The 25,380-nt window shown below is 73.0% G+C and carries 20 protein-coding genes; 13 read left to right on the top strand and 7 right to left on the bottom strand.

The window, feature by feature from the left end:
- Window positions 1-48 precede the first annotated feature (48 nt).
- Both ACJ5H2_RS07035 and ACJ5H2_RS07040 read left to right on the top strand, forming a co-directional pair.
- Window positions 49-654: a hypothetical protein gene (locus ACJ5H2_RS07035; protein ID WP_408898856.1), complete on the top strand. Its 606-nt coding sequence runs from the start codon at window positions 49-51 to the stop codon at window positions 652-654.
- 26 nt (window positions 655-680) lie between these two features.
- On the top strand, window positions 681-2,066 hold the full coding sequence (locus ACJ5H2_RS07040; protein WP_408898857.1) for a signal peptidase I: 1,386 nt from the start codon (window positions 681-683) through the stop codon (window positions 2,064-2,066).
- 3 nt (window positions 2,067-2,069) lie between these two features.
- Here ACJ5H2_RS07040 and ACJ5H2_RS07045 read toward each other — a convergent pair whose 3' ends face one another.
- The 6 genes from ACJ5H2_RS07045 to ACJ5H2_RS07070 form a co-directional block, all read right to left on the bottom strand.
- Complete coding sequence (locus ACJ5H2_RS07045; protein ID WP_408898858.1) at window positions 2,070-2,699, bottom strand: GyrI-like domain-containing protein; 630 nt, start codon at window positions 2,697-2,699, stop codon at window positions 2,070-2,072.
- A 59-nt stretch (window positions 2,700-2,758) separates the two neighbouring features.
- The gene (locus tag ACJ5H2_RS07050; protein WP_408898859.1) at window positions 2,759-2,893 is read right to left on the bottom strand and encodes a hypothetical protein; all 135 of its coding nucleotides are present in this window, start codon (window positions 2,891-2,893) and stop codon (window positions 2,759-2,761) included.
- A 65-nt stretch (window positions 2,894-2,958) separates the two neighbouring features.
- Window positions 2,959-4,542 carry a DNA polymerase ligase N-terminal domain-containing protein gene (locus ACJ5H2_RS07055; protein WP_408898860.1) on the bottom strand — a complete coding sequence of 528 codons (1,584 nt, stop codon included), beginning with the start codon at window positions 4,540-4,542 and terminating at the stop codon, window positions 2,959-2,961.
- Between the two features lie 156 nt (window positions 4,543-4,698).
- A complete protein-coding gene (locus ACJ5H2_RS07060) occupies window positions 4,699-6,324 on the bottom strand; it encodes a GMC oxidoreductase (protein ID WP_408898861.1) in 1,626 nt (541 codons plus the stop codon).
- A gap of 63 nt (window positions 6,325-6,387) precedes the next feature.
- Window positions 6,388-6,957, bottom strand: a complete 570-nt coding sequence (locus tag ACJ5H2_RS07065) for a HutD family protein (RefSeq protein ID WP_408898862.1) — start codon at window positions 6,955-6,957, stop codon at window positions 6,388-6,390.
- A 98-nt stretch (window positions 6,958-7,055) separates the two neighbouring features.
- Window positions 7,056-7,496, bottom strand: a complete 441-nt coding sequence (locus ACJ5H2_RS07070; RefSeq protein ID WP_408898863.1) for an HNH endonuclease — start codon at window positions 7,494-7,496, stop codon at window positions 7,056-7,058.
- 241 nt (window positions 7,497-7,737) lie between these two features.
- On the opposite strand from ACJ5H2_RS07070, the gene ACJ5H2_RS07075 reads away from it, so the two are divergent.
- Both ACJ5H2_RS07075 and ACJ5H2_RS07080 read left to right on the top strand, forming a co-directional pair.
- On the top strand, window positions 7,738-8,721 hold the full coding sequence (locus ACJ5H2_RS07075) for an NADP-dependent oxidoreductase (protein WP_408898864.1): 984 nt from the start codon (window positions 7,738-7,740) through the stop codon (window positions 8,719-8,721).
- Window positions 8,718-9,770 carry a Dabb family protein gene (locus tag ACJ5H2_RS07080; protein WP_408898865.1) on the top strand — a complete coding sequence of 351 codons (1,053 nt, stop codon included), beginning with the start codon at window positions 8,718-8,720 and terminating at the stop codon, window positions 9,768-9,770. The genes ACJ5H2_RS07075 and ACJ5H2_RS07080 overlap by 4 nt, the downstream gene beginning before the upstream one ends.
- Here ACJ5H2_RS07080 and ACJ5H2_RS07085 read toward each other — a convergent pair.
- Window positions 9,757-10,905, bottom strand: coding sequence for a PucR family transcriptional regulator (locus tag ACJ5H2_RS07085; protein WP_408898866.1), 1,149 nt, complete (start codon window positions 10,903-10,905; stop codon window positions 9,757-9,759). The two genes, ACJ5H2_RS07080 and ACJ5H2_RS07085, sit on opposite strands and share 14 nt — an antisense overlap.
- A gap of 82 nt (window positions 10,906-10,987) precedes the next feature.
- Here ACJ5H2_RS07085 and ACJ5H2_RS07090 point away from each other — a divergent pair, with 82 nt between their 5' ends.
- The 9 genes from ACJ5H2_RS07090 (at window position 10,988) to ACJ5H2_RS07130 (ending at window position 25,364) form a co-directional block, all read left to right on the top strand.
- Window positions 10,988-11,923 (top strand): proline dehydrogenase family protein, encoded by a 936-nt coding sequence (locus ACJ5H2_RS07090; RefSeq protein ID WP_408898867.1) that lies wholly within the window; start codon window positions 10,988-10,990, stop codon window positions 11,921-11,923.
- Between the two features lie 48 nt (window positions 11,924-11,971).
- Window positions 11,972-13,609, top strand: coding sequence for an L-glutamate gamma-semialdehyde dehydrogenase (gene pruA, locus ACJ5H2_RS07095; RefSeq protein WP_408898868.1), 1,638 nt, complete (start codon window positions 11,972-11,974; stop codon window positions 13,607-13,609).
- A 260-nt stretch (window positions 13,610-13,869) separates the two neighbouring features.
- Window positions 13,870-15,207: a serine hydrolase domain-containing protein gene (locus ACJ5H2_RS07100; protein ID WP_408898869.1), complete on the top strand. Its 1,338-nt coding sequence runs from the start codon at window positions 13,870-13,872 to the stop codon at window positions 15,205-15,207.
- The gene (locus ACJ5H2_RS07105) at window positions 15,204-16,232 is read left to right on the top strand and encodes a dipeptidase (RefSeq protein ID WP_408898870.1); all 1,029 of its coding nucleotides are present in this window, start codon (window positions 15,204-15,206) and stop codon (window positions 16,230-16,232) included. Before ACJ5H2_RS07100 ends, ACJ5H2_RS07105 begins: the two co-directional genes overlap by 4 nt.
- Window positions 16,233-16,329: 97 nt before the next feature.
- On the top strand, window positions 16,330-18,504 hold the full coding sequence (locus ACJ5H2_RS07110; protein WP_408898871.1) for a dipeptide ABC transporter ATP-binding protein: 2,175 nt from the start codon (window positions 16,330-16,332) through the stop codon (window positions 18,502-18,504).
- Window position 18,505: 1 nt separating this feature from the next.
- Window positions 18,506-19,456 carry an ABC transporter permease gene (locus ACJ5H2_RS07115; protein ID WP_408898872.1) on the top strand — a complete coding sequence of 317 codons (951 nt, stop codon included), beginning with the start codon at window positions 18,506-18,508 and terminating at the stop codon, window positions 19,454-19,456.
- Complete coding sequence (locus ACJ5H2_RS07120; RefSeq protein ID WP_408898873.1) at window positions 19,453-20,385, top strand: ABC transporter permease; 933 nt, start codon at window positions 19,453-19,455, stop codon at window positions 20,383-20,385. Before ACJ5H2_RS07115 ends, ACJ5H2_RS07120 begins: the two co-directional genes overlap by 4 nt.
- Window positions 20,386-20,528: 143 nt before the next feature.
- Window positions 20,529-22,391 carry an ABC transporter substrate-binding protein gene (locus ACJ5H2_RS07125; protein ID WP_408898874.1) on the top strand — a complete coding sequence of 621 codons (1,863 nt, stop codon included), beginning with the start codon at window positions 20,529-20,531 and terminating at the stop codon, window positions 22,389-22,391.
- A 9-nt stretch (window positions 22,392-22,400) separates the two neighbouring features.
- Window positions 22,401-25,364: a prolyl oligopeptidase family serine peptidase gene (locus ACJ5H2_RS07130; RefSeq protein ID WP_408898875.1), complete on the top strand. Its 2,964-nt coding sequence runs from the start codon at window positions 22,401-22,403 to the stop codon at window positions 25,362-25,364.
- Window positions 25,365-25,380 lie beyond the last annotated feature (16 nt).

The following is a 25,380-nucleotide window of genomic DNA, read 5'->3' on the forward strand; positions in this document are numbered from 1 at the left end:
GACGAGCGTGCCACCCACAGGGGGTGGCCTCGGCAGGAAGCAGAGACCATGAAGTCGATCAACCCCCGGACCGCCAAGATCGCGACCGCGGCGGCGACGCCGCTGGCCATCCTCGTCGCCGCGGGCATGGTGTGGCAGTCCTCGAACGCCGCCTTCAGCGGCCAGACCCGCAACTCGGGCAACAACTGGTCGACGGGCGCGGTCGCGTTGACCGACGACGACGCGGGCGCCGCGCGCTTCCAGGTCGAGAACCTCGTCCCCGGCCAGACGGGCACCAAGTGCCTGAAGGTCACCGCGAACACCACCGTTCCCGGCGTCGTGAAGGGCTACGCCGTCAACCCGGTGCGGTCCGTGCACGGGCTCGAGAACCGCATCACCGTGAGCATGGAGGCCGGCACGGGCGGCGGCTTCGGCAGCTGCGACGGCTTCCAGCTGGAGGACACGGTCGTCCCGTCGATGACCCTGGCGCAGATGATGAGCGTGGACAGCTTCGCGCAGGGCGTCGGAGGCTGGCAGGTGCCGGCCGGCACGACGAGCCGCACCTACCGCCTCACCTGGACCTTCACCACCGCCGGCATGACGCAGAACGAGATCGACCAGCTGCAGGGCGACAAGACCGGTGTCGACATGCAGTGGGAGCTGCAGTCCTCCTGACGGAGGCGTCCCGACAGGAGCAGCGGATGACCACGTGGCCGGCGCTGACGGCCCAGGTGCTCGCCCGCGCCTATCTCGCCTTCCTCCTCACGCTCGCCGTCATCGCGGTGGCGCCGGCCGTCGCCGACTGGCAGTCGTACGTCGTCGACAGCGGCTCGATGAGACCGGAGATCGAGGTCGGCGACGTGGTCGTGGCGCGCGGGATGGACCGCACCGAGCAGGTCCAGCCGGGCCGGGTGTTCGTCTTCGAGGACCCGGCCCGGCCGGAGGCGCGTCGCCTGCTGGTGCACCGCGTGGTCGAGCGCAGTGCCACCGGCGACTGGGTGACCAAGGGCGACGCCAACGCGTCCGCAGACGTCGAGGCCGTTCCGCGCGAGGCCTTCCGCGCCCGCGCTCGGGTCCTCGTCCCGCTCATCGGCTTGCCGTCGTACTGGTGGCGCACGGGGGACGTGACCGCGCTGGTCGCCTGGACCGCGCTCACCCTGACGGCGATCCTCGTCGTCCTCCTCGCCGCTCCGGGGGCGGGACGGCGCCGGGGGGACCGCCGGGGGGACCGCCGGGGCGAGCGCCGGCCGACGAGAGCCCCGGTCGTCGTCGGGGGCCTCGTGCTCGCCGGGGCCCTGGCCCTGGCGGTCGCCTACGCCAACAGCGCGTACGCGGGGTTCACCGCGACCACCCGCAACCCCGGCAACTCCTGGGCGATCTCCGGGTCCACGCAGCAGCCCTACAGCGCCGAGGTGCTCGCCGACGACCCGTCGTTCTACTACCTCCTCGACGAGGCGTCGGGCAGCACCGCCGCGGACGCCTCCGGACGCGACCGCCGCGGCACCTTGTCCGGCATCGCCGGCTACCGGGCGCCGGGCGCGCTGCCGCGCAACTTCGGCTACGCCATGAGCCTGGGCACGACCGGGCGCGTGGTGTCCGGCGGCCCGGCACAGTGGGATCCCACGACCTTCACCCTCGAGCTGTGGTTCCGCACCACATCGCGCGCCGGGGGCAAGCTGGTCGGCTTCGAGTCCGCGCAGGGCGATACCTCCGCGCTCTACGACCGGCAGGTCACGCTGCGCACCGACGGGCGTCTGGTGTACGGCGACTGGAACGCCGTCCAGATCCGGACCATCACCTCGCCGGCGACGTACAACGACGGGCAGTGGCACCACCTGGTGCTCACCGCGGTGCCGGCCGGCAACCAGCAGCAGAGCACGATGTACGTCGACGGTGTCGCGGTCGCGACGGGGACGACGACCCGGACCACCTCCTACAGCGGCTGGTGGCGCGTGGGCCACGGCAAGGTGCGCACCTCGCTGGGGCTCACCACGAGTGCCGGCTTCCCCGGCGAGGTCGACCAGGTCGCCGTGTATCCCTCGGCCCTGACGGGCGCGCGGGTGCGGGCCCACTACGCGGCGCGCTGAGCGCTACGTCTCTCCGCGGACGGGTCTCACCGGCTGGCGCAGGATGGTCCGCAGGCGCTCGGGCGCCGAGCGGCGCGGGTCGCCGAGGTAGATCTCGTGGTGGTGCCCGTTGAAGGTCAGGCCGTGGGCGGGCAGGTACTCCTCGTGGAGCCGGGCGAGCACCGGGCCCTCGTCGTCGTACGGACCGACGTGGAGCAGCTGGACGGCCCTGCCCTCGTCGTACTCCTCCAGGCGCACGTCGCCCAGCGCGGGGAGGTCGGCCTTCGCGCGCAGGGCCGAGCGTGCCTCCGCGAGCATCGCCTCGCTCACCCAGTCGGGCTGCATCATGAGCATCGTCCAGCGGAACGCGTCCTTCTCGCGCCGCACGAAGACGCCGGGGTCGTCAGCCCACCACAGGCCCTCCAACGGCATCACGACGTGGTCGCGGCCGAGCTCGGCCTTGCTGAGGAACTTCAACCGGTAGGACAGGCCGAAGAGCACCTCGACGGCCTCGCGGTAGCGCGGCGCCCGGTTGGGGTCGCCGGCACCGTCCACCATCAGGAACCGGAGCGCCGGGACGTCGACCGGTCGCCAGTCGCGGTAGGTCGGCGCGTACAGCTCGCGGAGCTCTCGCTTGAAGTCCGTCTTGCGCATGGTGGCCACACCCTAGGGCGGGCCGTCGACAGCGCCGGCGGGCCGGTCGGCTCGGCGGGTCAGCCCTCGCGGTGCTGAGCCTCCCGGACGGTGTCGTCGGGCGACTCGATCACCCGCTTGTGGCGCAGCTCGCGCATCCACCACAGGGTGGCGCCGACCATGACCAGGACGGCGATGAGGACGATGAGGACCATGGCGCATCTCCTTTCGAGGGGGACCTGGTGGTACCCCCGCTCACCCCGGCCACCCGGGAGCCCGCTCAGGTGATCTCCGGCAGCTCCTGCGCGGAGCCGAGCAGTGCCTGGAAGGGGTCGCCCCGCCGGGCGAGCCGGTCGAGCACGGTGCGGATGGTCCAGCGGTCGGGGCGCAGGTCCGGATCGTCGAGCTCGCTCCACCCGAGGGGCACCGAGACGGGCGCGTCGGCGGCCGGGCGCGGCGAGTACGGCGCGACCAGCGTCTTGTTGATCGCGTTCTGGGTGTAGTCGAGCCGGGCGCGCCCGCCGCGGGCCTTGACCTCCCACTTCCAGCTCACCAGCTCCGGCACGACCTTGCCGACGGTGCGCGAGAGCTGTTCCACCCACGCCCGGGTGTCGTCGAAGGTGTAGCCCGCGACCACGGGGATCCAGATCTGGATCCCTCGCCGGCCGGTCACCTTGGGCCGGGCGGTGACGCCGAGGTGGTCGAGGGCCGTACGGTGCAGCCGTGCCAGCGTGAGGAGCTCCTCCCACGTGGTGCTCTCGCCTGGATCGAGGTCGACCAGCGCATAGGTCGGCTCGTTCGGTGCCGAGGTCAGCGAGGTCCAGGGATGCCACTCGAGGGCTCCGAAGTTGGCGGCCCACACGAGCGCCGCCGGCTCGTCGGCGACCACATAGGTCGTGGTCTCGCCGGGGTCGGCGTCGGGGTTGTCCCAGGCGCCGAGCCATTCGGGTGCGTGGTCGGGCCGTTGCTTGTGCCAGAAGCCCTTGGCGTCGGCGCCGTCCGGGTAGCGGTGCAGGTTGAGCGCTCGCCCCCTGAGGTACGGCAGCGCCACCGGGGCGATCCGCGCCGTGTAGGCGAGGAGCTCGCGCTTGGTCACCGGCGGGTCGCCGGGGAAGAGCACCTTGTCGAGGTTGGTGACCTTGAGCGAGCGGCCGAAGACCTCCCAGGTTCCCTGCTTGCCGAAGGCGCCGAGCTTGTCGAGCGCCTCGTCGGGCAGCGGGTCGGGCAGCAGGACCTCCTCCGCCTCGGCGGCGTCCGCCCCCGAGCGCCACTGACGGTCGGGGTCCGCGGCGACGTCCTCGTTGGTGCGCCCGCTGAGGACGGAGAGCGGGTGGTCCTCGGGGTCCCAGCCGTCGACCGCGTGCTCGTCGTGCTTGTGCAGCAGCATCCACGACTCGCGGTCGCCGTCCCCGCCCGTGCGGACCAGGACCAGCCGGCCGCGCAGCTTGTGGCCGTGCACCTCGGCGTGCAGCTCGCCGGCGCGGACGGCCGCGCCCGGGTCGTCGGTCTTCACCGGCTCCCACGTCCCGGTGTCCCACACGATGACGTCGCCGCCGCCGTACTGGCCGGAGGGGATGACGCCCTCGAAGTGGAGATACTCGATCGGGTGGTCCTCGACGTGCATGGCGAGCCGGCGGGACTCGGGGTCCAGCGTGGGCCCCTTGGGCACCGCCCAGCTGACCAGGACGCCGTCGATCTCGAACCTCAGGTCGTAGTGCAGGCGGCTCGCGCGGTGCCGCTGGACCACGAAGCGCGGGGCATCCTTCGCGGGCGCGACGGCGCCCGCCGGCTCCGGCGTCCGTGAGAAGTCCCGCATCCGCCGGTACCGCGCGAGCTGGTCACCCCTGTCCGCCTGGTCACCCATGTCCGCGCGGTGCCCAGCGGCGCCGGGTCCATGCCCTGGCGTCAGCCGGGCGCGGCGCGCGGACGGAGCTGTAACTACCTGTTCGCGTCACCACCTGACCCGTAGACGGCTCAGGTGGTGACACGAACAGGTAGTTACAGCTGCCCGCCGGTCCCCTCAGACGTCGTGGGCGAGGATGTCGTCGATGTTGCGCTCGGCCAGGGCGGTGATCGTGACGAAGGGGTTCACCGTGGTGTTGCCGGGGATCAGCGCGCCGTCGATGACGTAGAGGCCGGCGTACCCGTGGAGGCGCCCGTAGTTGTCGGTGGCCTTGTTCAGCACGGCGCCGCCCAGGGGGTGGTAGGTGAGGCCGTCCTGCCAGATCTTGTAGCCGCCGAAAAGGTCGGTGCGGTAGATCGTCCCCTCCTTGCTGTTGATCTTGTCGAAGATGGTCTTGGCCATCGTGATCGAGTCCTGCTTCCAGGAGGTCTGCCACGACAGGTCGACCCGCTGGGCGGCGGCGTTCCAGGTGAACTCCGCGCGCCGCGTGGTGTTGGTGATCGACAGGTAGAGGGAGGCGTAGGTCTCGATGCCGGTCGGCAGGGGAGCGACCTCCGCGAAGGCGCCGCCCGCGTCCCAGTTGTCGATGCCCGAGCACGGGATCGTGGACTGCAGCGTGCCGGTCGGGTCCCACATGTGGTTGGCGCGGCCGCACATCACGTTGCCGTTGTCGCCCCAGCCCTTGCCGACCTCGCCGTTGAGGTTCGGCAGCGCGCCCGTCGCCTTGAGCCGCACGAGCAGCTTGCTGGTGCCGACGCTGCCCGCCGCGAAGAAGACCTTCGCCGCCGTCACGGTCTTCGTGGCGACCGTGGCGCCGCTGGTGTCGATCTGCTCGATCGTCACCGTGTAGCCACCGCTTGCCGCGGGAGCGACCGAGGTGACCTTGTGCAAGGCCGAGACGTTCACCCGTCCGGTGGCGAGGGCCTGGGCGAGATAGGTCTGCACGAGGGACTTCTTGCCGTGGTCGTTGCCGTACATGACCTGGCCGTCGAGCGCCGAGCGGGGGACGGTGCCCGCCTGCTCGGCCTTCATGTAGCTCCAGTCGTAGACGTCGGGGACGAAGGTCCACGCGAAGCCGGAGCGCTGCGCATGCTTCCGGCCCACCCGCGCGTACTGGTAGCACGCCGCGGTCTCGAACCACGCCGGGTCGATCGAGCTGACGCCCAGACCGGCGTTCGCACGCGGGTAGTAGGTGGCGTACATCTCGACCGGGTCCACCGAGGGCAGGATCGAGGCGAACCGGGACTGCTTCGGCGTGACGGCCATGCCGCCGTTGACCAGCGAGCCACCTCCGACGCCGCGGCCCTGGTAGACGGTGATGCCCGCGAACTCCTCGGCGTCGAGGATCCCGGTGTAGCGCGGGATGTCGCTGTCGATCGGGAAGCCGAAGAAGTTGCTCACCGGCGCCTTGGTCCGGGTGCGCAGCCAGTACGCGCGCTGGTCCGGTGAGGTCACCTTGGGGAAGATCCTGCCGTCCGGGCCGGGGGTGTCCCAGGTCATCCCCATCTCGACCATCTCGACCGGGACGCCGGCCTGGGCGAGGCGGAGCGCGGCCACCGCGCCGCCGTACCCGGTGCCGATGACGAGCGCGGGGACCTGGGCTCCGTTGCCGATGGCGGCGCCGGCGGCGGGAGCGGTCAGTGCAGGCGCGCCGAGGGACGCGGCGCCGACCGCGACGCCGGTGCCAGCGAGGAAGCCGCGGCGGGTGAGGCGCGAGGACGCGGAGCGGGGGCGGTGAGACATGTGACCTCCATCACAACCGGAAGAGTTGAAACGTGTTCTACCGGTTGTGGAGAGGGTTCGTCACTACCTACTCGTGGGTAGTCCCGAGATCGTGGCGACCGCCACCCGTCCGGCTCCGCTCACCCGCACCGCGGCGTCGGTGACGGCCGCGTCACCCGCCCGCAGCCCTGCGGGTCGGTCGGGGGCCTCCAGTTCGGCGGTGCCGTCGAGGACCACGAGCACGACCACGTCCGCCGCCGGTACGACGACGGGCCGCTCGCCCGCGGCCAGGCGCAGCACGCGCAGGCTGGCGGCGGCCGCCCCGCGCCGGGTCATCACGTTGAGGTCCCGGGTCGGCCGGTCCACCTCGCAGCGCACGGGCAGACCGCCGTCGAAGGCGAAGGGCTCGTCCGGCCGCAGGACGTGCGTGCGGTCGGGCAGGTGCAGGGTCATCGCGTCTCCCTCCACCAGCGCGATGATCCGGTCGACGCCCGGGAACGGGGAGAAGTCGCCGCTGCGCGCGACCTCCGCGAGGCTCACCCGCCAGGTGAACTCGGCTCCGGCGCCGTCGCGTGCGATCTCCGTGGTCCGTCCCTGTCCGTTGCGCCAGGGGACCCGGGGAAGGTCGGCCGCGCGGGTGATCGTCGTACTCATCGCCGTCCAGTGCACCGCGTCCCGAGGCGCGGCGGAACACCCGGCGGCGCCTCGGTGTCTGGGATGCCAGACACCGAGGCGACGGTCGGGCGGCGGGGTCAGGCCACGGCCAGCTGTGCGCGAGTCGGCACGAACGGGTCCAGCCGCAGGCGCATGCCCGCCTCGGCCGGGGTGCGGTTGGCCTTGCGCCCGTTGCACGGGCCGCAGGCGGCGACGGTGTTGTGCCAGGTCCACCCGCCGCCCCGGCTCTGGGGGAGCAGATGGTCGACGGTCGTCGCGTGGGACCCGCAGTAGGCGCAGCGGTGGCGGTCGCGCTTGAGCACGTTGGCCCGCGAGTACGCCGCCGGGCGGTACATCCACTTCGCGGCGACGTACCGGACCAGCCGGATCACCCGCGGCCACGGGTGCGGGCCGATCATCCGGTCCTCGTGGGCCTCCTCGACGGTGGCGACCTCGCGGAACAGCATGCGCACCGCGTGCTGGAAGGTCACGGTGCCCAGCGGCTCGTAGGAGGCGTTGAGCAGGGTCACGGTGGTCACGGCTGCCGTCACCTCCTTCGGTCGCGTGGTCGTCCGGCGCCTGTCGGATGGATCGTCCAGGGTCCGGATTTCCGTTCGGCCACGAGGGCGTGAAAGGCAGAAGACCTCTGCGCGAGGTCCGACCCGTCGAATGTACGTCGACCCGCGGGCTGGGCTCCACCGAATTGGGGGTCCTGTTCGGACGTCCCGCTGAGCGGGAGAACCGCCGGGCCGCGATGTGACCGCGGCCACGCTCGCGCCCATGCACGCAGTGATCATGAACGAGACAGGTGGGCCCGAGGTCCTGCAGTACGGCGAGATCGCGACGCCCGAGCCCGGTCAGGGGGAGGTGCGGATCCGGGTCGCGTACGCCGGCGTCAACCCCGCCGACTGGAAGAACCGGCAGGGCATGCTGGCCGCCTTCCGGCCCTATGTCTTCCCGTACGTGCTGGGCTTCGACGCCGCCGGCGTGGTCGACGCGCTCGGCGAGGGCGTCACCGCCTTCGCCGTCGGCGACCGGGTCCTCACGCCCACCAACCACGGCCAGGGGGCGCACGGCAGCTACGCCGAGCAGGTGGTCGCGGCGGTCGACCGGGTCGCGCCGATGCCGGACGGGCTGGGCTTCGCGGAGGCGGCGGCGCTCCCGGTCGCCGCGCTCACCGCGTGGCAGGCCCTGCAGCACAACGGCGGGGTCCGACGCGGCCAGCGGGTGCTGGTGCACGGAGGGTCCGGCGGCCTCGGTGGGTTCGCCGTGCAGTTCGCTCGGGCCGCCGGCGCCGAGGTGGCGGCGACGTGCAGCACCGCCAATGTCGCCTACCTGCGAGGGCTCGGCGTCGAGCGGGTCGTCGACTACGTCGCCGAGGACGTCACCGCGGCGGTCAAGGAGTGGGCGCCCGAGGGGCTCGACCTGCTCGTCAACACCGCCGGCGCGAGCTCGCTCGCACACGGTCTGGACCTGGTCCGCGGCGGCGGCACCTTCGTGAGCATCCCGACGCTCGTCGACGACGGGGACATCCCGGCCGAGATGGCGGCCGCCGCCGAGCGCGGCGTGGAGCGGGTGTACTCGATGATGACGGACGTCGACTGTGCCCCGGCGCTCGGCGCCATCGCCGCGATGGTCGCGAGCGGCGAGGTGCTGCTGCCGGAGATCCGCGTGCTCGACCTGCGTGATGCGGCGGCCGCACACGAGGCGATCCAGACCGGGCACACCCGCGGCAAGATCGTGCTGAAGGTGGCGGACCTGTGAGCGCCGCCCCGGTGGGCGACCCGATCGTCGTCCAGGACCGCTTCGAGCTCTTCGCCGCGGACCTGCCACGGCTGCGCGCGCTGCTCGCCGACTATGCGGCCGGCGCGGCGGCGCGTGGCCTCACCCTCGTGGAGGAGCGGGTGGCGCCACCTCTGCGCCTCGCCGACCAGCCGGTCACGCTCGCCGTGCGCTGGACGCTGCCCGACGTCGGCGCCTTCTGGTCGGCCCGCGCCCAGTCGCACGACCCCGCTGTCGGCGCGTTCTGGGCAGCCGTGGACGCCCTCGTGGTCGCCCGGTCGCGGCAGTACCCGCTCGCGCCGGACGCCCTGCCACCCGCCCCCGAGGACACCAGTGGCCTCGCGGCCGAGCCCACCGCGTGGCGCGAGACGGCCCAGCTCCACCTGCCTGCTGGGGCGGGGGAGGCGCAGCTCGGTGCGCTGGCGGCCGTGCTGGCCCGGGCGGTCGAGCTGCCCGGGATCGACGCGGCCGTCCTCAGCGCGAACTACGTCGCCGACTACGGTGCCGGCCACTTCACCTGGGACCTCGTCTACCCGGACCGCGCCACCGCCGAGGCCGCCCGCACCTCGCCGCTGTGGACCGACGTCCTGCTGCCCGCGCTGGACGAGCACTGCGCCGCCCGATCCGCTCTCGGGCTGGAGACCGTCGGCGCCGGCGGCCGCGACCCCGGGCTGAAGGACGGCGTCAAGCGCACCGCGCTCTTCCGGCTGCTGCCCGGGGTGTCCGCGGACGTGGCGGACGCCTTCGCCCGCGACACCCTCGCGATGCCCGCGCACATCCCGGCCATCCGCAACTGGCGGCTCAGCCGCGCGGTCCCCCTCGCGTGGGACGCCGGCCCGGGCGCGCCGTGGACCTTCGTCTGGGAGCAGGAGTACGCCGACCTCGACGGCCTGGTGGTGGACTACATGGTCCACCCGCACCACTGGGCGCACGTCGACCGCTGGTTCGACGTCGAGTCCGGCGCGCAGGTCGTCGACCCGGCCCTGTGCCACGCCTTCGCGGGGCTGGAGCAGAGCCTCATCCTGCGCTGAGATAGGGCGCCAGCTCGAGCGCGAGGTGCAGCCGGAGCCGGTCGGCGCCGCGAGCGAGGTCGTACCCGGTCGCCTGCTCCACCTGGCCCAGCCGGTGGTAGACGGTCTGCCGGTGCACGGCGAGCCGGGCCGCCGTACGGGAGGCGCTGCCGGCCTCGTCGAGCCAGACCCGGACGGTCTCGAGCACGTCGGGTCCGGCCCCCGCGAGGAGGGCGCGCACGGGCGGGTCGATCACGGCGGCCTCGAGGTCGTCGTCGCGGGTGACGCCGAGCAGGGCGAGCGGACCGAGCGCCTCCCAGCGCACGACGGTGCCGGGGGCGGCGGTGCGCGCGACGCGCAGGCTGACCCGAGCGCCCCGGTGTGCGGCGGCGAGGGCGTCGATCCCGGCGATGGTCGGGCCGGTCCCCGCACGCGTCACCCGGTCCAGGCTGTCGACCCGGCGGCCGAGGCCCAGCGCGCCCAGCAGGTCGGTGAGCCCCGCGGTGGGCTCGACGAGCTCGGCCCGGACGACGGCGCACGCCGCCCCCGGGCTCGACCGCACCCACACCACCCCGGGGCGCGAGGGCCGGCTGGCGACCTGGTCGAGCAGCTCGGGGCGCTCGAGGAGCACGCAGGTCACCGGCTCCTGCAGGTCGAGCCCGCCCGCCTGCGCGAGGTCGGCGGCCGACTCGCGCGCGGCGAGGCGGCCACCCTCGACGAGCTCGCGGAAGAGCGCGTCGCGATGGGACTGGCGCCGCTCGGCGACGTTGAGCAGGCGCGCCGCCGACTCCGCGATCCGGACCGCCTCGGGCCAGGTCGACTCGGGGATCGTGCCGTCGGGGTCGATCAGCCAGAAGTACCCGTGCACCCGGTCGAGGTGACGGGCCGGGACGCACAGCCGGGCCACGATCCCGAGGTCGGGGTCCGCCGGGGTGCGCAAGGGCCCCTGGGAGTCCTCGATGCCCTGGCCGCGGAACCACGCGCGCACCTCGTCGGTCGAGCGGCGCTGCAGGATCGAGCGCTGCCGGATCGAGTCCACGACGTCGTCGCCGCGGTGGTCGGAGAAGCCGATCAGGCGGAAGGCGGGGTCCTCGAGCGTGCAGGGGGCGTCGGTCAGCCGGGCCATGTCCTCGACCAGGTCGTCCAGCGAACTCATTGGACAAGTGTCACACCGCTCGCCCGTCAAGGCGTGGCAGGTGTCGCTTTCGTGTGACCCGGGACGCTCCTACCGTGGAGGCATGCTCGACCAGGCCCTGAGCGCCACCCTCAACCGCGCCTCACGCAGCGCCCGCACCCGACGCGCCGTCGAGTCGTTCCCGCTCACCCGCAAGGTGGTGGACCGGTTCGTCCCCGGCGAGACCACCGCCGACGCCGTCGCGGCGACTCGCCGCCTCGTCGCCGCCGGGCGCTCGGTGACCATCGACGTGCTCGGCGAGGACGTCCTCGACCTCGCCGGCGCGCGCGCGATGCGCGACGCCTATCTCGCACTGCTCAGCGCCCTCGCCGAGGCCGGTTGCGCCGCCGACGCGGACGTCTCCCTCAAGCTGTCCGCGATGGGCCAGGCGCTGGACGGCGGTACGCCGGTCGCGACCGACCACGCCGCGGAGATCGCCGACGCAGCCGCTGCCCTCGGCTGCACGGTGACCCTCGACATGGAGGACCACACCACGGTCGACTCCACCCTCGCGATCGGCGCCGCGCTGCGGGCGACGTACCCCTTCGTGGGGAACGTGCTGCAGACCAACCTGCGTCGTACGCCCGGGGACATCGCCGATCTCGACGGCACCGGCGCGCGGATCCGCCTGGTCAAGGGCGCCTACCGCGAGCCCGCGTCGGTGGCGCTGCAGCGCAAGGCCGAGGTCGACCACGCCTACGAGCGGGCGATCGACGCGCTCATGGCCTCCGACTGCTACCCGATGATCGCCACCCACGACCCGGCGATGCTCGACCGGGCGGTCGCGCAGGCGGCGGTGGCTGGGCGCGGCCCCGACCGCTGGGAGGCGCAGATGCTCTACGGCGTGCGCACCGACCTGGAGCAGCGGATGGTCGACGACGGCCACCGCATGCGCGTCTACGTGCCGTTCGGCACCGACTGGTACGGATACTTCATGAGGCGCCTCGCCGAGCGCCCGGCCAATGTCGCCTTCTTCCTGCGCGCGCTCGCGCACCGCTGACCCGCTCACCCCGCTGACCCGCCGATCCCGCCCCCGAGAGGACCCGACATGGACGCCATCACCACCCCGCCGGCCCCGGTCAACGAGCCGAACCTGACCTACGCCCCGGGCAGTGCGGAGCGTGGGGAGCTGGCCGCGCAGCTCGACGCCCTGAGCGGTACGACGCGCCAGCTCGACGCCCACATCGGCGGCGAACGGGTCGTCGGCGGCGGCGAGGAGATCGCCGTCGTCCAGCCGCACGCGCACCAGAAGGTGCTCGGCGTCCTGCGCAACAGCACGGCCGACGACGCCAAGTCCGCGATCGCGGCGGCCCGGGAGGCGGCCCCCGGCTGGCAGGCGCTGCCCTTCGACGAGCGGGCCGCGGTCATCCTGCGCGCGGCGGAGCTCCTCGCCGGCCCGTGGCGCCAGCGGCTCAACGCCGCCACCGTGCTCGGCCAGTCGAAGACCGCCTTCCAGGCAGAGATCGACGCCGCCTGCGAGCTCATCGACTTCTGGCGGTTCAACGTCCACTTCGCCCGCCAGATCCTCTCCGAGCAGCCGATCGCGAACGCGCCGGGCATCTGGAACCGCACCGACCACCGCCCGCTCGAGGGCTTCGTATACGCGATCACCCCGTTCAACTTCACCGCCATCGCCGGCAACCTGCCGACCGCCCCGGCACTCATGGGCAACACGGTGATCTGGAAGCCGTCGCCGACCCAGCAGCTCGCGGCCTCGCTGACCATGGAGCTCCTCGAGGAGGCGGGCATGCCGCCGGGCGTCATCAACATGCTGCCCGGCGACGGCCTGGCCGTCTCCGAGGTCGCGCTCGCCCACCCGGACCTCGCCGGCATCCACTTCACCGGGTCGACGGCGACCTTCCAGCGGCTGTGGGCGAGCGTCGGCGCCCACCTGTCGTCGTACCGGACCTATCCGCGGCTGGTCGGCGAGACGGGCGGCAAGGACTTCGTCATCGCGCACCCCTCGGCGGACCCGGACGTGTTGCGCACGGCGCTGATCCGCGGGGCGTTCGAGTACTCCGGCCAGAAGTGCTCGGCCGCCTCGCGCGCCTACGTGCCCGCTTCGCTGTGGGCGCGCATGGGGGCCGACCTCGCCGCGCAGACCGACGCCCTGCCGGTGGGCGACCCGACCGACTTCGCGAACTTCACCGGCGCCGTCATCGACGCCCGCGCCTTCGCCAAGCACAAGGCCGCGATCGAGCGGGCCCGGGCCACCAGCGGGCTGGAGATCGTTGCCGGCGGCGAGGTCGACGACAGCGTCGGCTACTTCGTGCGGCCCACCGTCGTGGTGGCCCAGGACCCGGCCGACGAGATGTTCTCCACCGAGTACTTCGGCCCCATCCTCGTCGTCCACGTGTACGACGACAGCCGGCCCGGTGCGTTCGAGGAGGTCGTCCGGCAGGCCGAGTCCGCGGCGCCGTACGCGCTCACGGGCTCGGTGCTCGCCACCGACCGCGCCGCGATCGACTGGGCGAGCAACCACCTGCGCTTCGCCGCCGGCAACTTCTACGTCAACGACAAGCCGACCGGTGCCGTGGTCGGCCAGCAGCCCTTCGGCGGCGGCCGCGCCTCCGGGACCAACGACAAGGCCGGCTCCGCCCTCAACCTCCTCCGCTGGACCTCCCCCCGCTCGATCAAGGAGACCCTGGTCCCGCCCACCGACCACCGCTACCCCCACATGTCCTGACCCGTTCGGGTTGAGTCGTCACTTCCGACCCGTCGAGTCGTCACTTCCGACCCGTCGACCCGGCGTTGTTCGGCAGTCGCCGGAGGCGCTCACCTGAGAGGTGACGACTCGACGGGTCACGAGCGACGACTCGAGCGGCCGCTACCGACGACTCGACGGGTCGGAAGTGACGACTCCACGGTCGGGGCGCACGAAGGAGTGGCGGTGAGGTGGTGCCGTTCGACGAAGGGGCGAGGGACGTGCGCGCCTAGGCTGCGGCCATGCGTGGGATCGGGGAGTGGCTGCGGGAGCGGCTGCCGGAGCTGCTGGAGGAGACCGGCGTGCCGGCGGCGGCGGTCGCGGTCGTGCACGGGGACGAGCTCGTCGACGCCGCCGCAGGGACCCTGAGCACCGCGACCGGCGTCGCGGCGACGACCGACGCCATCTTCCAGATCGGCTCGATCACCAAGGTGCTCACGGCGACTCTGGTGCACCAGCTGGTCGAGGAGGGCCTGGTCGAGCTCGACCGCCCGGCGCGCACCTGGCTGCCCGACCTGCGGCTGGGCGACGAGGGCGCGGCCGCGACCGTGACCGTGCGCCAGCTCCTCACCCACACCGCCGGCTTCGAAGGTGACGTCTTCACCGACACCGGCAAGGGCGACGACTGCCTGGAGCGGTACGTCGACCTGCTGGCCGACGTGCCGCAGCTCTTCCCGCCCGGCGCGATGTGGTCCTACAACAACGCCGCGTTCTGCGTGCTCGGCCGGCTGGTCGAGGTCGTCCGCGGAGCGCCGTACGACGCCTGCCTGCGCGCCCACCTGCTCGCCCCGCTCGGCCTGAGCCACGCAGCGACGGACCCCTACGAGGCGGTGCTGCACCGGGTGGCGGTCGGGCACGTGGAGACCGCGCACCGCGCCGGGCTGCATCCCACCACGACCTGGGCCCTCGCCCGGTCCAACGCGCCCGCCGGGTCGATGCTCGCGATGCGGGCGCGCGACCTGGTGGCCTTCGCCCGCCACCATCTCACCGCGCCGGCGCTCGCGGCCATGCGCGCGCCCCAGGTCGCCCTGCCCGACATCGGCCAGGGCGAGGCGTGGGGGCTGGGCTGGGAGCTGTTCCGGCTCGCGCCCACGCCGGTCGTCGGCCACGACGGCAACACCATCGGCCAGTCGGCCTTCCTGCGCCTGCTCCCCGAGCACGACCTGGCCGTCGCGGTCCTCACCAACGGCGGCGACGGCAAGCGGCTGCACCGCGCGATCGCGGGCCACGTCCTGCGCACGCTCGCCGACGTCGAGCTGCCGGGCGTGCCGGACCCGCCGGCGACGCGTCGGACCCCCGAGCCCCTCCGGTACGCCGGCACCTACGTCTCGGACGTCGCCGAGACCGTCGTGAGCGGCGACGCGCACGGCCGGCTCTGGCTGCGTCGCACGCCGCGCGGGGTGCTCGCCGAGATCGACGAGCCGCCGTACCGCACCGAGCTGGTCGCCTGGCGCGGGGACACGCTGTGGCCGGTGGATCCCGAGGGCGGGACCCACCAGCCGGTGGCCTTTCTCGGCGACGACGGGACCGGCCGGGCGGCGTACCTGCACACCGGACGCGCCGACCGGAGGGTGTCGTGAACGAGCTGCATCGGTCGGCGGTCGTCGCCGACACGCACAACGACCTCCTCTGCGCCGTCGTGGCGCGCCCGGCCGACCGCTGGGCCGCGTTCTTCCGTGAGCAGTGGCTGCCGCAGCTGCGTGCCGGCGGGGTCGACCTGCAGACCCTGCCCGTGTTCGTGGAGGACGGGTACCGCCCGGAGGGCGCGCTGCGCCGCACCCTGCGGATGGTCGAGGCCGCGCACCGGCTGGCCGAGGGGAACGACGACGAGGTCGCCCTGTGCCGGGACGGGCACGAGATCGACGAGGTACTGGCGTCCGGGCGGATCGCGCTGGTCCTGGCGCTCGAGAGCGCGCCGGGAGTGGGGGAGGACGTCGAGCTGCTGGAGACCCTGTTCCGCCTCGGCGTGCGGGTGGCCTCGCTGGCCCACTTCGGACGGACCGCGCTCGCCGACGGCAGCGGCGAGGACGCGACGGGAGGCCGGCTCACGAGGGCGGGCGTTGCCGCGCTGGCGGAGATGGAGCGGCTCGGCATGCTCTTCGACGTCAGCCATCTCGGCCGCGCCGGCGTGGAGCACGTCCTCGAGGCGTCGTCGCGGCCGGTGATCGCCACGCACTCCGCGGCCCGCGCGCTCTTCGACCACCACCGCAACCTCGACGACGAGCAGATCCGGGGGATCGCCGAGCGTGGAGGCGTGGTGTGCGTGAACTTCTTCGCGCCCTATCTCCACGCCGTGGACTTCACGGTGGACCGCCTGGTCGACCACCTCGAGCATGTCGTCTCGGTCGCCGGCATCGCGCAGGTGGGGCTGGGCCCGGACTTCATCAAGGAGGTGCTCGCCGACACGACGCCGCCCTGCTGCGAGGTGGCCTTCGTCGAGGGCGTGCGGGCCGACGCCTACCTGCCGGGCCTCGAGGGTCCCGCAGGCCTGCCCCTCGTCACCGAGGCCCTGCTGAGCCGGGGCTGGCCGGAGGCGGACGTGGTCGCCGTGCTCGGCGAGAACGTACGACGCCTCTACCGCGCCGAGCTCGGTCGGGCTGGATGAGCCCCTGGGCGCCGTTCGTGCGGCCGGACGAACCGCGACCCCCAGCTCCGGTGGCTCGCACCAACATCGCGGGTGACGCGCGTCGCACCATCGTGCCGTGGCCCAGCACAGCGCAGCAGTGAGCACGGGGACGAGCCCGGGGAGCAGCCCGGGAGGGGACGTGGGGGACCGCCCTGGCGTGCGCGCCGCGAACAGCAAGCCGGCCGCGTCGGAGCGGGTGCTCACCGTCCGCGACCTGGGGGTGGAGATCCGGCGCGGCGACCGGGTCGTCCGGCCCGTCTCCGGGGTGAGCCTGGACCTCCACCGCGGCGAGACCCTGGGCATCGTCGGGGAGACCGGCTCGGGCAAGTCGATGACCGGTCTGGCCATCATGGGGATGCTCCCGGCAGGCGGGCGGGTGACGTCCGGCTCGATCGACCTCAGCGGCACCGAGCTGGTCGGCCTCCCGGGCCCGCAGTACCGCGCGATCCGCGGCAACGACATCGCCATGGTGTTCCAGGACTCGCTGACCGCGCTCAACCCGACCCGCCGCATCGGGGACCAGGTCGCCGAGCCCGCCCGCCTCCACCTGGGCCTGTCGCGCCGCGCGGCCCGCCGCCGCGCGGAGGAGATGCTGGCGCTCGTGGGGATCCCGCGCCCCGCCGAGCGGATGGACGACCATCCGCACCAGCTCTCCGGCGGCATGCGGCAGCGGGTGATGATCGCGATGGCGCTGGTGTGCGAGCCTCGGGTGGTCATCGCCGACGAGCCGACGACCGCCCTCGACGTGACCATCCAGGCGGAGATCCTCGACCTGCTCGACGACCTCCGTGCCCGGCTCGGCATGGCGATGATCCTGGTGACCCACGACATGGGGGTGATCGCGCGGCACGCCGACCGCGTCGGTGTCATGTACGCCGGCGGGCTGGCCGAGACCGGACCGACCGCCGCCCTGTTCGACCGGACCCGCCACCGCTACACCCAGGCCCTCCTGGCCTCGATCCCCTCGCTGACCCACGACCGCGGCGAGGAGCTGTTCAGCATCGGCGGCGCCCCGCCGGATCTCAGTGCGGAGCAGGTCGGCTGCGGGTTCGCCGCGCGCTGCGCGGCCGCGTCCGCGCAGTGCCGGACGCAGCGGCCGCCCGTCGTGACCGAGGGCGACCACGCCTTCGCCTGCTGGCACCCGGCCGCCGGCCCCCTCGAGCGGGTCCCGGTCCGCATCGCGGAGAGCGCGCCCGCCGTGACCACGCCGACCGGGACCGAGACCGCGCGGCTCCGCGCGGTGGACCTGCACCGGGAGTACCCGGCCGGACACCGCGGTTGGCTGGGTCCGCGGCGCACCGTGCGGGCCGTGTCGGGAGTCAGCCTCGAGGTCGCCGCGGGCGAGACCTACGGCCTGGTAGGGGAGTCGGGCTGCGGCAAGTCGTCGCTCGGGCGGATGCTCGTCGCGCTGGACCAGCCGACCTCGGGCGAGGTCGTCTTCGAGGGACGCTCGGTCACGACGATGCGTCCCCGCGAGCTCGGCGCGCACCGCGCCCGCCTGCAGATGATGTTCCAGGACTCCAGCGCCGCCCTCGACCCGCGGATGCGGATCGGCGCGGCGCTGCGGGAGCCGCTGGCCATCCAGGGCATCGGCACCCGCGCGGAGCGGACCGCCCGCGCCCGCGAGCTCCTCCACGACGTGGGCCTGCCCGCAGCGGTCCTCGAGCGCTTCCCCCACGAGCTGTCCGGCGGTCAGCGCCAGCGCGTCGCCCTCGCTCGTGCGCTGGCCCTGGACCCGACGGTACTCGTCGCCGACGAGCCGGTCAGCGCCCTCGACGTCTCCATCCGCTCGCAGGTGCTCAACCTGATGCGGCGGATCCAGCGCGATCGCGGCCTGAGCAGCGTCGTCGTCTCCCACGACCTCGCGGTCGTGCGCTATCTCGCGGACCGGGTGGGCGTCATGTATCTGGGCAAGATCGTCGAGACCGGCCCCACCGAGCGGGTGTACGCCGCGTCGGCGCACCCCTACACCGCGGGTCTGCTGGCCGCCGTTCCGGAGGCGGTGCCGAGCGCCCCCGAGCTCCCCGTCCCGACGGTGGACCGGGTGCGCGGAGAGCTGCCCAGCCCGCTCGACCCTCCCAGCGGCTGCCGCTTCCGGACCCGCTGTCCCCTGGCGACCGAGCTGTGCGCGCAGGTCGAGCCCGCTCTCGCGGACGTGCTCGCGCCCGACGGCGCCCGCCACCAGGTCGCCTGCCACTTCCCACTCCAGCCCAGCACCCCGGCGGTCGCCCAGAAGGACGGAGGCTCCTGACATGGCCTGGTACGTCGCGCGGAGGCTCGCGGTCTCCGTCGTGGTCCTCCTCGGCATCTCCGCGGTGGTCTTCTTCCTGCTCCACCTGGTCTCCGACAGTCCCGGCCGCGTGGTCCTGGGCCAGCGCGCCTCGCCCGCGGCGGTGGCCGACTTCAACCACCAGCACGGGTACGACCGGCCGGTCGTGGTGCAGTACCTCAGCTATCTCGGCCAGCTGCTGCAGGGAGACCTCGGTCGCTCGTACAAGCTGAACCAGGACGTCTCCACCCTGCTGCAGCAGAACGCCGGACGCAGCGCCATGCTCTCGCTGGCGGGCCTGGTGGTCGCGCTCCTCGTCGCCGTCCCGCTCGGGATCCTCCAGGCCGTGCGGCGCAACAGCCTCGTCGACCGGCTGGCGACCGGTGTCGCGTACGTCCTCTATGCGACACCGGCCTTCCTGCTCGGCCTCGTCCTGATCGCCGTGTTCAGCCAGCAGCTCGACCTGCTGCCCGCCGAGGCCTCGCAGTCGCACTCACCGTGGGTGGTGTTCACCGACCCCCGCTCGATGGCTCTGCCGGTCATCACGATCGCCGTCACGAGCATCGCGATCTTCAGCCAGTACCAGCGCTCCGCCGCCCTCGACCAGCTCGGCCAGGACTACATCCGGGTCGCGCGCGCCAAGGGCCTGCCCGAGCGGCTGGTGCTCACCCGGCACCTGCTGCGCAACGCCTGCCTGCCGGTGGTCACGCTGGTCGGCACGATGATCCCGCTGCTCCTGGCGGGCAACCTGATCGTCGAGTCCCTGTTCAACTACTCCGGGCTCGGGCTGCTCTTCCTCAACAGCCTGCACCGCGAGGACTATCCCATCCTCCTCGCCTACACGCTGATCGGCGGCGTGCTGACCGTGGTGGGCAATCTCATCGCCGACATCGCGGTGGCCCTGGCCGACCGCAGGATCGAGCTGGCCGCATGAGCACCGTGAACCCCCGTCCGGGGGCCGCAGACGCCGCCACCGCCGCGGCCACCGACGCCGCCGAGCAGGCGGCCCTCGCGCCGGCCCCGCCGACCTCCCTGCGCACCGCGCTGCGTCAGCTGCGCCATCACCCGCTCGGCCTGGCCGGCGCCGGCCTGCTGCTGGCCATCGTGGCGTTCTGCTTCGTCGGACCGCTGCTGTGGCGCACCAACCAGACCGACGTCAACCTGCTCGACGCCGCGCTCCCACCCGGTCCGGGGCACCCGCTCGGCACCGACACCAACGGCTTCGACGTCCTCGGCCGGCTGATGGAGGGGGGCCAGGTGTCGCTGCAGATCGGCCTCCTCGCCGCGCTCTTCGCCACCACCCTCGGCACCGTGTACGGCGCCGTGGCCGGCCTCGCGGGCGGGGTGGTCGACGGCTTCATGATGCGCCTGGTCGACGTCTTGCTGTCCGTGCCCTTCCTGTTCTTCGTACTCATCCTGTCCGCGCGCTTCGACGCCAACGCCTGGACGCTGGCGCTCGTCATCGGCGCCTTCTCGTGGCTGATCTCGGCCCGCCTGGTGCGCGGCGAGGTGCTCACCCTGCGGGTGCGGGAGTACGTCCTCGCCGCGAAGGTGATGGGCGCGTCCCGGCGGCGGATCATCCTCACCCACCTGATCCCGAACGCGATGGGCGTGATCATCGTCAACATCACCTTCCAGGTGGCCGACGCGGTCCTGGTGGTGGCCGCGCTGGGCTTCCTCGGCTTCGGGCTGAGCTATCCGACCACCGACTGGGGGAGCCAGCTCGCCAGCGGGGTCACCTACATCTCTGCCGACTACTGGTGGCTCATCTACCCGGTCGGCGGCTTCATCGTGCTCACCGTGCTCGCCCTCAACCTGCTCGCCGACGCGCTCCGGGACGCCGTCGGACGCAAGGCCGACTGACCCAGAAGACCACCAGGCCCGTCCCTGTCCAGGTCCACCGAGCCCTCGCCGAGGAATCGTCGGCGCGGACGAACCGGGCTCCTCGCGGCTGGTGCATCTTCGACCGAACAGCCCACACCCGACCCACACTGCGGAGAACTGACATGACCCACCTGCGTGGACAGCGACGCGGCCGCCTCGGCGTGGCCCTGGTCGCGGTGGTCGCCCTCCTCGTCTCGGGATGCTCCAGCGAGGGAGCATCGACGAAGGACGTCGCGAAGAAGTACAAGGACATCCCCGCCGAGACCGGCACGCCCCAGGACGGCGGCACCATCACCGTCGCGCTCACGCCGGGTCTGACGCCCAACTACATCTACCCCTACCCGCCGGCGTCCGTCAGCGGCACGGTCATCGCGCGCGGCCTGATGTGGCGCGCGCTCTACCGTCCCAGCGGCACCGGCGACGCCGTGGTGAACGCCGAGCAGAGCCTGGCGGAGCTGCCGGAGACGAGCGAGGACCGCACGACGGTCACCATCCGCCTCAAGGACTACCAGTGGTCGAACGGGCGCAAGGTCACCGCCGACGACGTGGTGTTCTCGCTGGAGCTGCTCAAGGCGGCGATCGCGAAGAGCCCGGGCAACTGGAGCTTCTACACGCCCGGCCAGTTCCCCGACGGGGTGAGCGCCGAGGCCACCGACGAGGGCACGGTGACACTCAGCCTGGAGACGGCGTACAACGAGTCCTACCTGCTGTCGATGCTCGCCCTGCTCTACGTGATGCCGTCGGAGGAGTGGAGCATCGCGGAGACGGGTGGTCCGCGGCTGGACTTCCGCGACCCGAAGAACGCCAAGGCGATCTACACGTATCTCACCCAGCAGGCCGAGGACCAGGCGGGCTTCACGACCAACCCGCTGTGGCAGGTCGTCAACGGACCCTTCCGGCTGAAGAGCTTCGACCCCACCACCGGCTCGTTCTCGCTGGTGGCGAACGAGGAGTTCAGCGGTCCGGGGGAGCAGCGGCTCGACCAGGTCGACTTCAAGGCGTTCACCTCCGCCTCGGCCGTGCTCAACCAGTACAAGGCCGGCACCCTGACCGTCGGCACCCTGGACGCGAGCTTCGCCTCCGAGATCGACACGCTGAAGAGCGACGGCTACCACGTGTACGGCGCCCCCGCGCCGGCCCGCATCGACCCGCTCACGTTCAACTTCGAGAACACCGTCGAGAGCTTCGGCAAGATCGCCGCGCAGCCGTACGTCCGGCAGGCGCTCCAGCACCTGATCGACCAGAAGGGCTACATCGAGAGCCGCGGCGTCTACAACGGCACGGCCTCGGAGAACTACAGCGTGGCCGGAGCCGACACGCCGTACCCGCCGGAGTTCGGCGCCGAGGCGACCTACCCCTTCGACCCCGCGAAGGCGGAGGAGCTGCTCACCCAGCACGGCTGGAAGGTCGTGCCGAACGGCACCACCACCTGCGAGAGGCCGGGCACCGGAGAGGACCAGTGCGGCGAGGGGATCCCGCAGGGCGCGAAGATCAGCTTCACGCTCGCCTCGGCCAACACCCCGTCGTACGTCGGCGCGCGCGACGTCGCCTTCGCCTCGGAGGCGAAGAAGCTGGGCATCGAGGTCGAGGTCGTCACCAAGTCGCTGAACTACATGTACTCCAACTACGGCAACAGCTTCGCGCCCGCGAAGAAGAACGAGTGGGGGATGCAGGACTACGGAGCGATCTACCTCGCCGCGGGCTACCCGAGCAGCAACACGGTCTTCAACACGACCGGCACCTTCAACCTCGGGTCCTACTCCAACGAGGAGGTCGACGCCCTCATCGACGAGTCGACCTTCGGCGCGGACCCGAGCGTGCTGGCGAAGGAGACCACCGCCGTCTCCGAGGACCTGCCGGTGCTCTTCTTCCCGACGCCGCACACGCTGGTGGTCTGGAAGGACACGCTCTCCGGGCCGCCGGAGTCCTTCCACTCCCTGCTGAGCTTCCTGTACAGCCCCGAGCTCTGGTACCTCACGAAGTAGGAGACACGCATGGTCGACCTCGCCGCGGTGCTCGCCGCCATCGGTGACGCCCGTGTCGTCGCGCTCGGCGAGGCCGGCCACAACATCGCCGAGCTCCACGAGCTCCGGGACCGGCTGTTCCGGCAGCTCGTGGAGCAGCGCGGCTTCACCGCCCTCGTGGTGGAGTCGGGCTTCCCCGAGGGCCTCGAGCTCGACGCGTGGGTGCGTGGGGGGCCGGGCTCCGTCGAGGACGTCGCTCGGGACGCGGTCTCCTACGGCTTCGGCAACGCCGTCGAGGTGCACCGTCAGCTCGCCTGGATGCGCTCGCACGGCGGGGTCCGCGTCTACGGCATGGACCTCGCCGGAGGGACCACCTCGCCGGGCCCTGCCGTCCGCGCCCTGCTCGACCGCCTGCCTGCGCAGCCGGGTGACGCAGAGCTGCTGGCCCGCAGCGATCTCGGTGGCCGCGTGGAGGCGGCACTGCGGTACGCCGGACTCGTCGACGGTGAGCGGGAACGGCTGCGCAGCGACCTGCGTGCCCTCGCCGAGCGGGCGCTCGCCGACCCGGACCCCGTCACGGCGCGGCTGGCCGCCTGCGTCCGCGCGTTCGCCGACGGGGCCGACGGGCCGGACCGCGAGGCCTTCATGGCGGACACCGTGCGCTGGGTCCTGGAGCGCGAGGAGCGGGTGCTGGTGAGCGCCCACAACGGGCACGTCCAGCGCATGCCGTACGACGGCGCCCCCACGCTCGGCGGCCTGCTCGCAAGGGGGCTCGGCGGCGAGCTGGTGGTCATCGGAACCACCTTCGCCTCGGGGCCGGTGGTCCGGATCACCGACCGCTCGGCGCGCGCGTTCGACTGGAGTGTGGCGCTGGAGGAGGACGTGGCCGGACCGACGCTGGACGACGGGTTCGACCTGGTGGTCGAGCTCGGTGAGGTGCACCGCGTCCCCGGCGCGTTCGAGCGGCTGCGCCGCGAGCTCGCCGCGCCGTACCCGCCCGCGCGCGTGGTCGACGCGGTCGCCACCCCCGCCGGGGTCCGGGTGCCCGACCCCTATCGATGGCTGGAGGCGGAGGACGACGAGGTCCACGCCTGGCAGCGGCGCCAGGCGGAGATCGCGACCGGCTCGATCCTCGGTGGCCACGACCGGGACGCGCTGCGCGCCCTCGTCGAACGGCACGACGCCGGCGCGCGCCCGGCCCTGCCCCGGCACGCCGCCGGGCGGTGGTTCCGCCCGTCCGGTAGCGCGGTGGTGGTGGCCGACGAGCCCTACGCCGAGGGCCGGCCGGTCGTCGTACTGGAGGACGGGGCCGTGCTCTCGTGGTTCGTCCCCTCGCCCGACGGGCGCGTGCTCGCGGTCGGAGTCTGCACCGACGGCAGCGAGCACAACACCATCCGCCTCGTCGACGTGGCGTCGGGTGAGCGGCTGCCGGCGCCGGCCGAGGTGCTGCACAGCGCGTGGGCGGGCGGCGTCGCGTGGGCGGTCGACAGCAGTGCCTTCTGGTTCCTTGCGCTGACCGGGGCGCCGGAGGACTTCGTGCAGGCGACCTTCCGGCACGACCTGGCGACCGGGGCGACCGTCGTCGAGCCGGTGCCGGTGCCGGCGGGGTCGCGGGAGTACACGCTCGTCCAGCCGTCGCCGGACGGACGCTGGCTGCTCGCTGCCCATCGCGTGGGCAGTCCGGTACCGGTCGCCGTACGCGACCTCACGCGGCCCGAGCAGGGTTGGCGACCGTTCGTCACGGCCTGCGACGGGACGATCGCGGGACACGTCGTCGGCGACCGGTACGTCGCGGTGACCGACGTCGGCGCGGCCCGAGGCCGGCTCGTGGCGATCCCGCTGGACGCCGCCGACCCCGCCGACCCCACGGGCTGGGAGGTGCTGGTGCCCGAAGGGGATACCGTGCTCCGCGGGGTGACGCCCGTGGGTGCGCATCTCTACCTCAGCGAGCTCGACCGGACCTTCGCCCGGGTGCGGATCCTCGAGGGCTCCGGCCGGGTCGTCGGCGAGCTGCCGCTGCCCGGTCGAGGCGCCCTGGCCGCACCCTTCTTCGCGCTCACCGGTCTCGCAGTCGGCCCGCCGGCACCCGACTTCCTGTTCGCGTTCTCCACCCTCACCACCTCGTGGAGCGTGCACCGGCACCGGCCCGGCAGGGCGCGGACGGAGCTTCTCGTGCCGCCCGCGGTCACCCTCGACGCGGAGGTCGAGGAGGGAGCGGCGCCCGCGCCCGACGGCGTGCGCGTGCCCTTCCACGTCGTCCGCCCCCGTGGTGCCGCTGCCCGACCAGCGCCGACCCTGGTCACGGCGTACGGCGCCGCGAACGTGCCGACGCTGCCGTCGTACCAGCCTGACCTGGCAGCGTTCGTCGCCGCCGGCGGCACGGTCGTGCAGGCCTACCTGCGCGGCGGGGGCGAGCTCGGACGGGACTGGTACCTGGCCGGGCACCGCGAGAACAAGCACGTCCGCGACGACGACCTCGTCGCCGTCGCCGAGCACCTGCGGGCGAGCGGCCGCGCGACGTCCGACCGGCTCGCGCTCACCGGCGGCTCCGACGGCGGCCTGATGTGCGGCGTCGCGCTCACCACGCGCCCCGACCTGTGGCGGGCTGTCCTCCCACGGGCTCCGCTGCTCGACCTCGTCGCCGGCATGCGCGACCCCTATCTCGACTTCGTGATCCGCAAGGCGTGGGGCGACCCGGAGGATCCTGTCGACGTACGCCGGATGATCGGGCGCTCGCCGTACGAGCTGGTGCGTCCGGGCGTGTTCCCCGCCGTCTACGTGCAGGCCGGCGCGAACGACCCGCGGTGCCGACCCTGGCACGCCCGCAAGTTCGTCGCCCGGCTCCAGGCCGCCCAGCAGGGCGAGGCTCCGATCCTCCTGCACGTGTTCGAGGACGCCGGCCACGGCGCCGCCACCGACCCCGACGTGATCCTCGCCCAGGACGTCGAGTGGCTCGGCTTCCTCCTCCAACAGCTCGGGATCGACGAAGTGTGAGGTGTGGGGGCGCGAG

The organism is Nocardioides pymetrozini (genome assembly GCF_046058985.1).
Lineage (GTDB): Bacteria > Actinomycetota > Actinomycetes > Propionibacteriales > Nocardioidaceae > Nocardioides.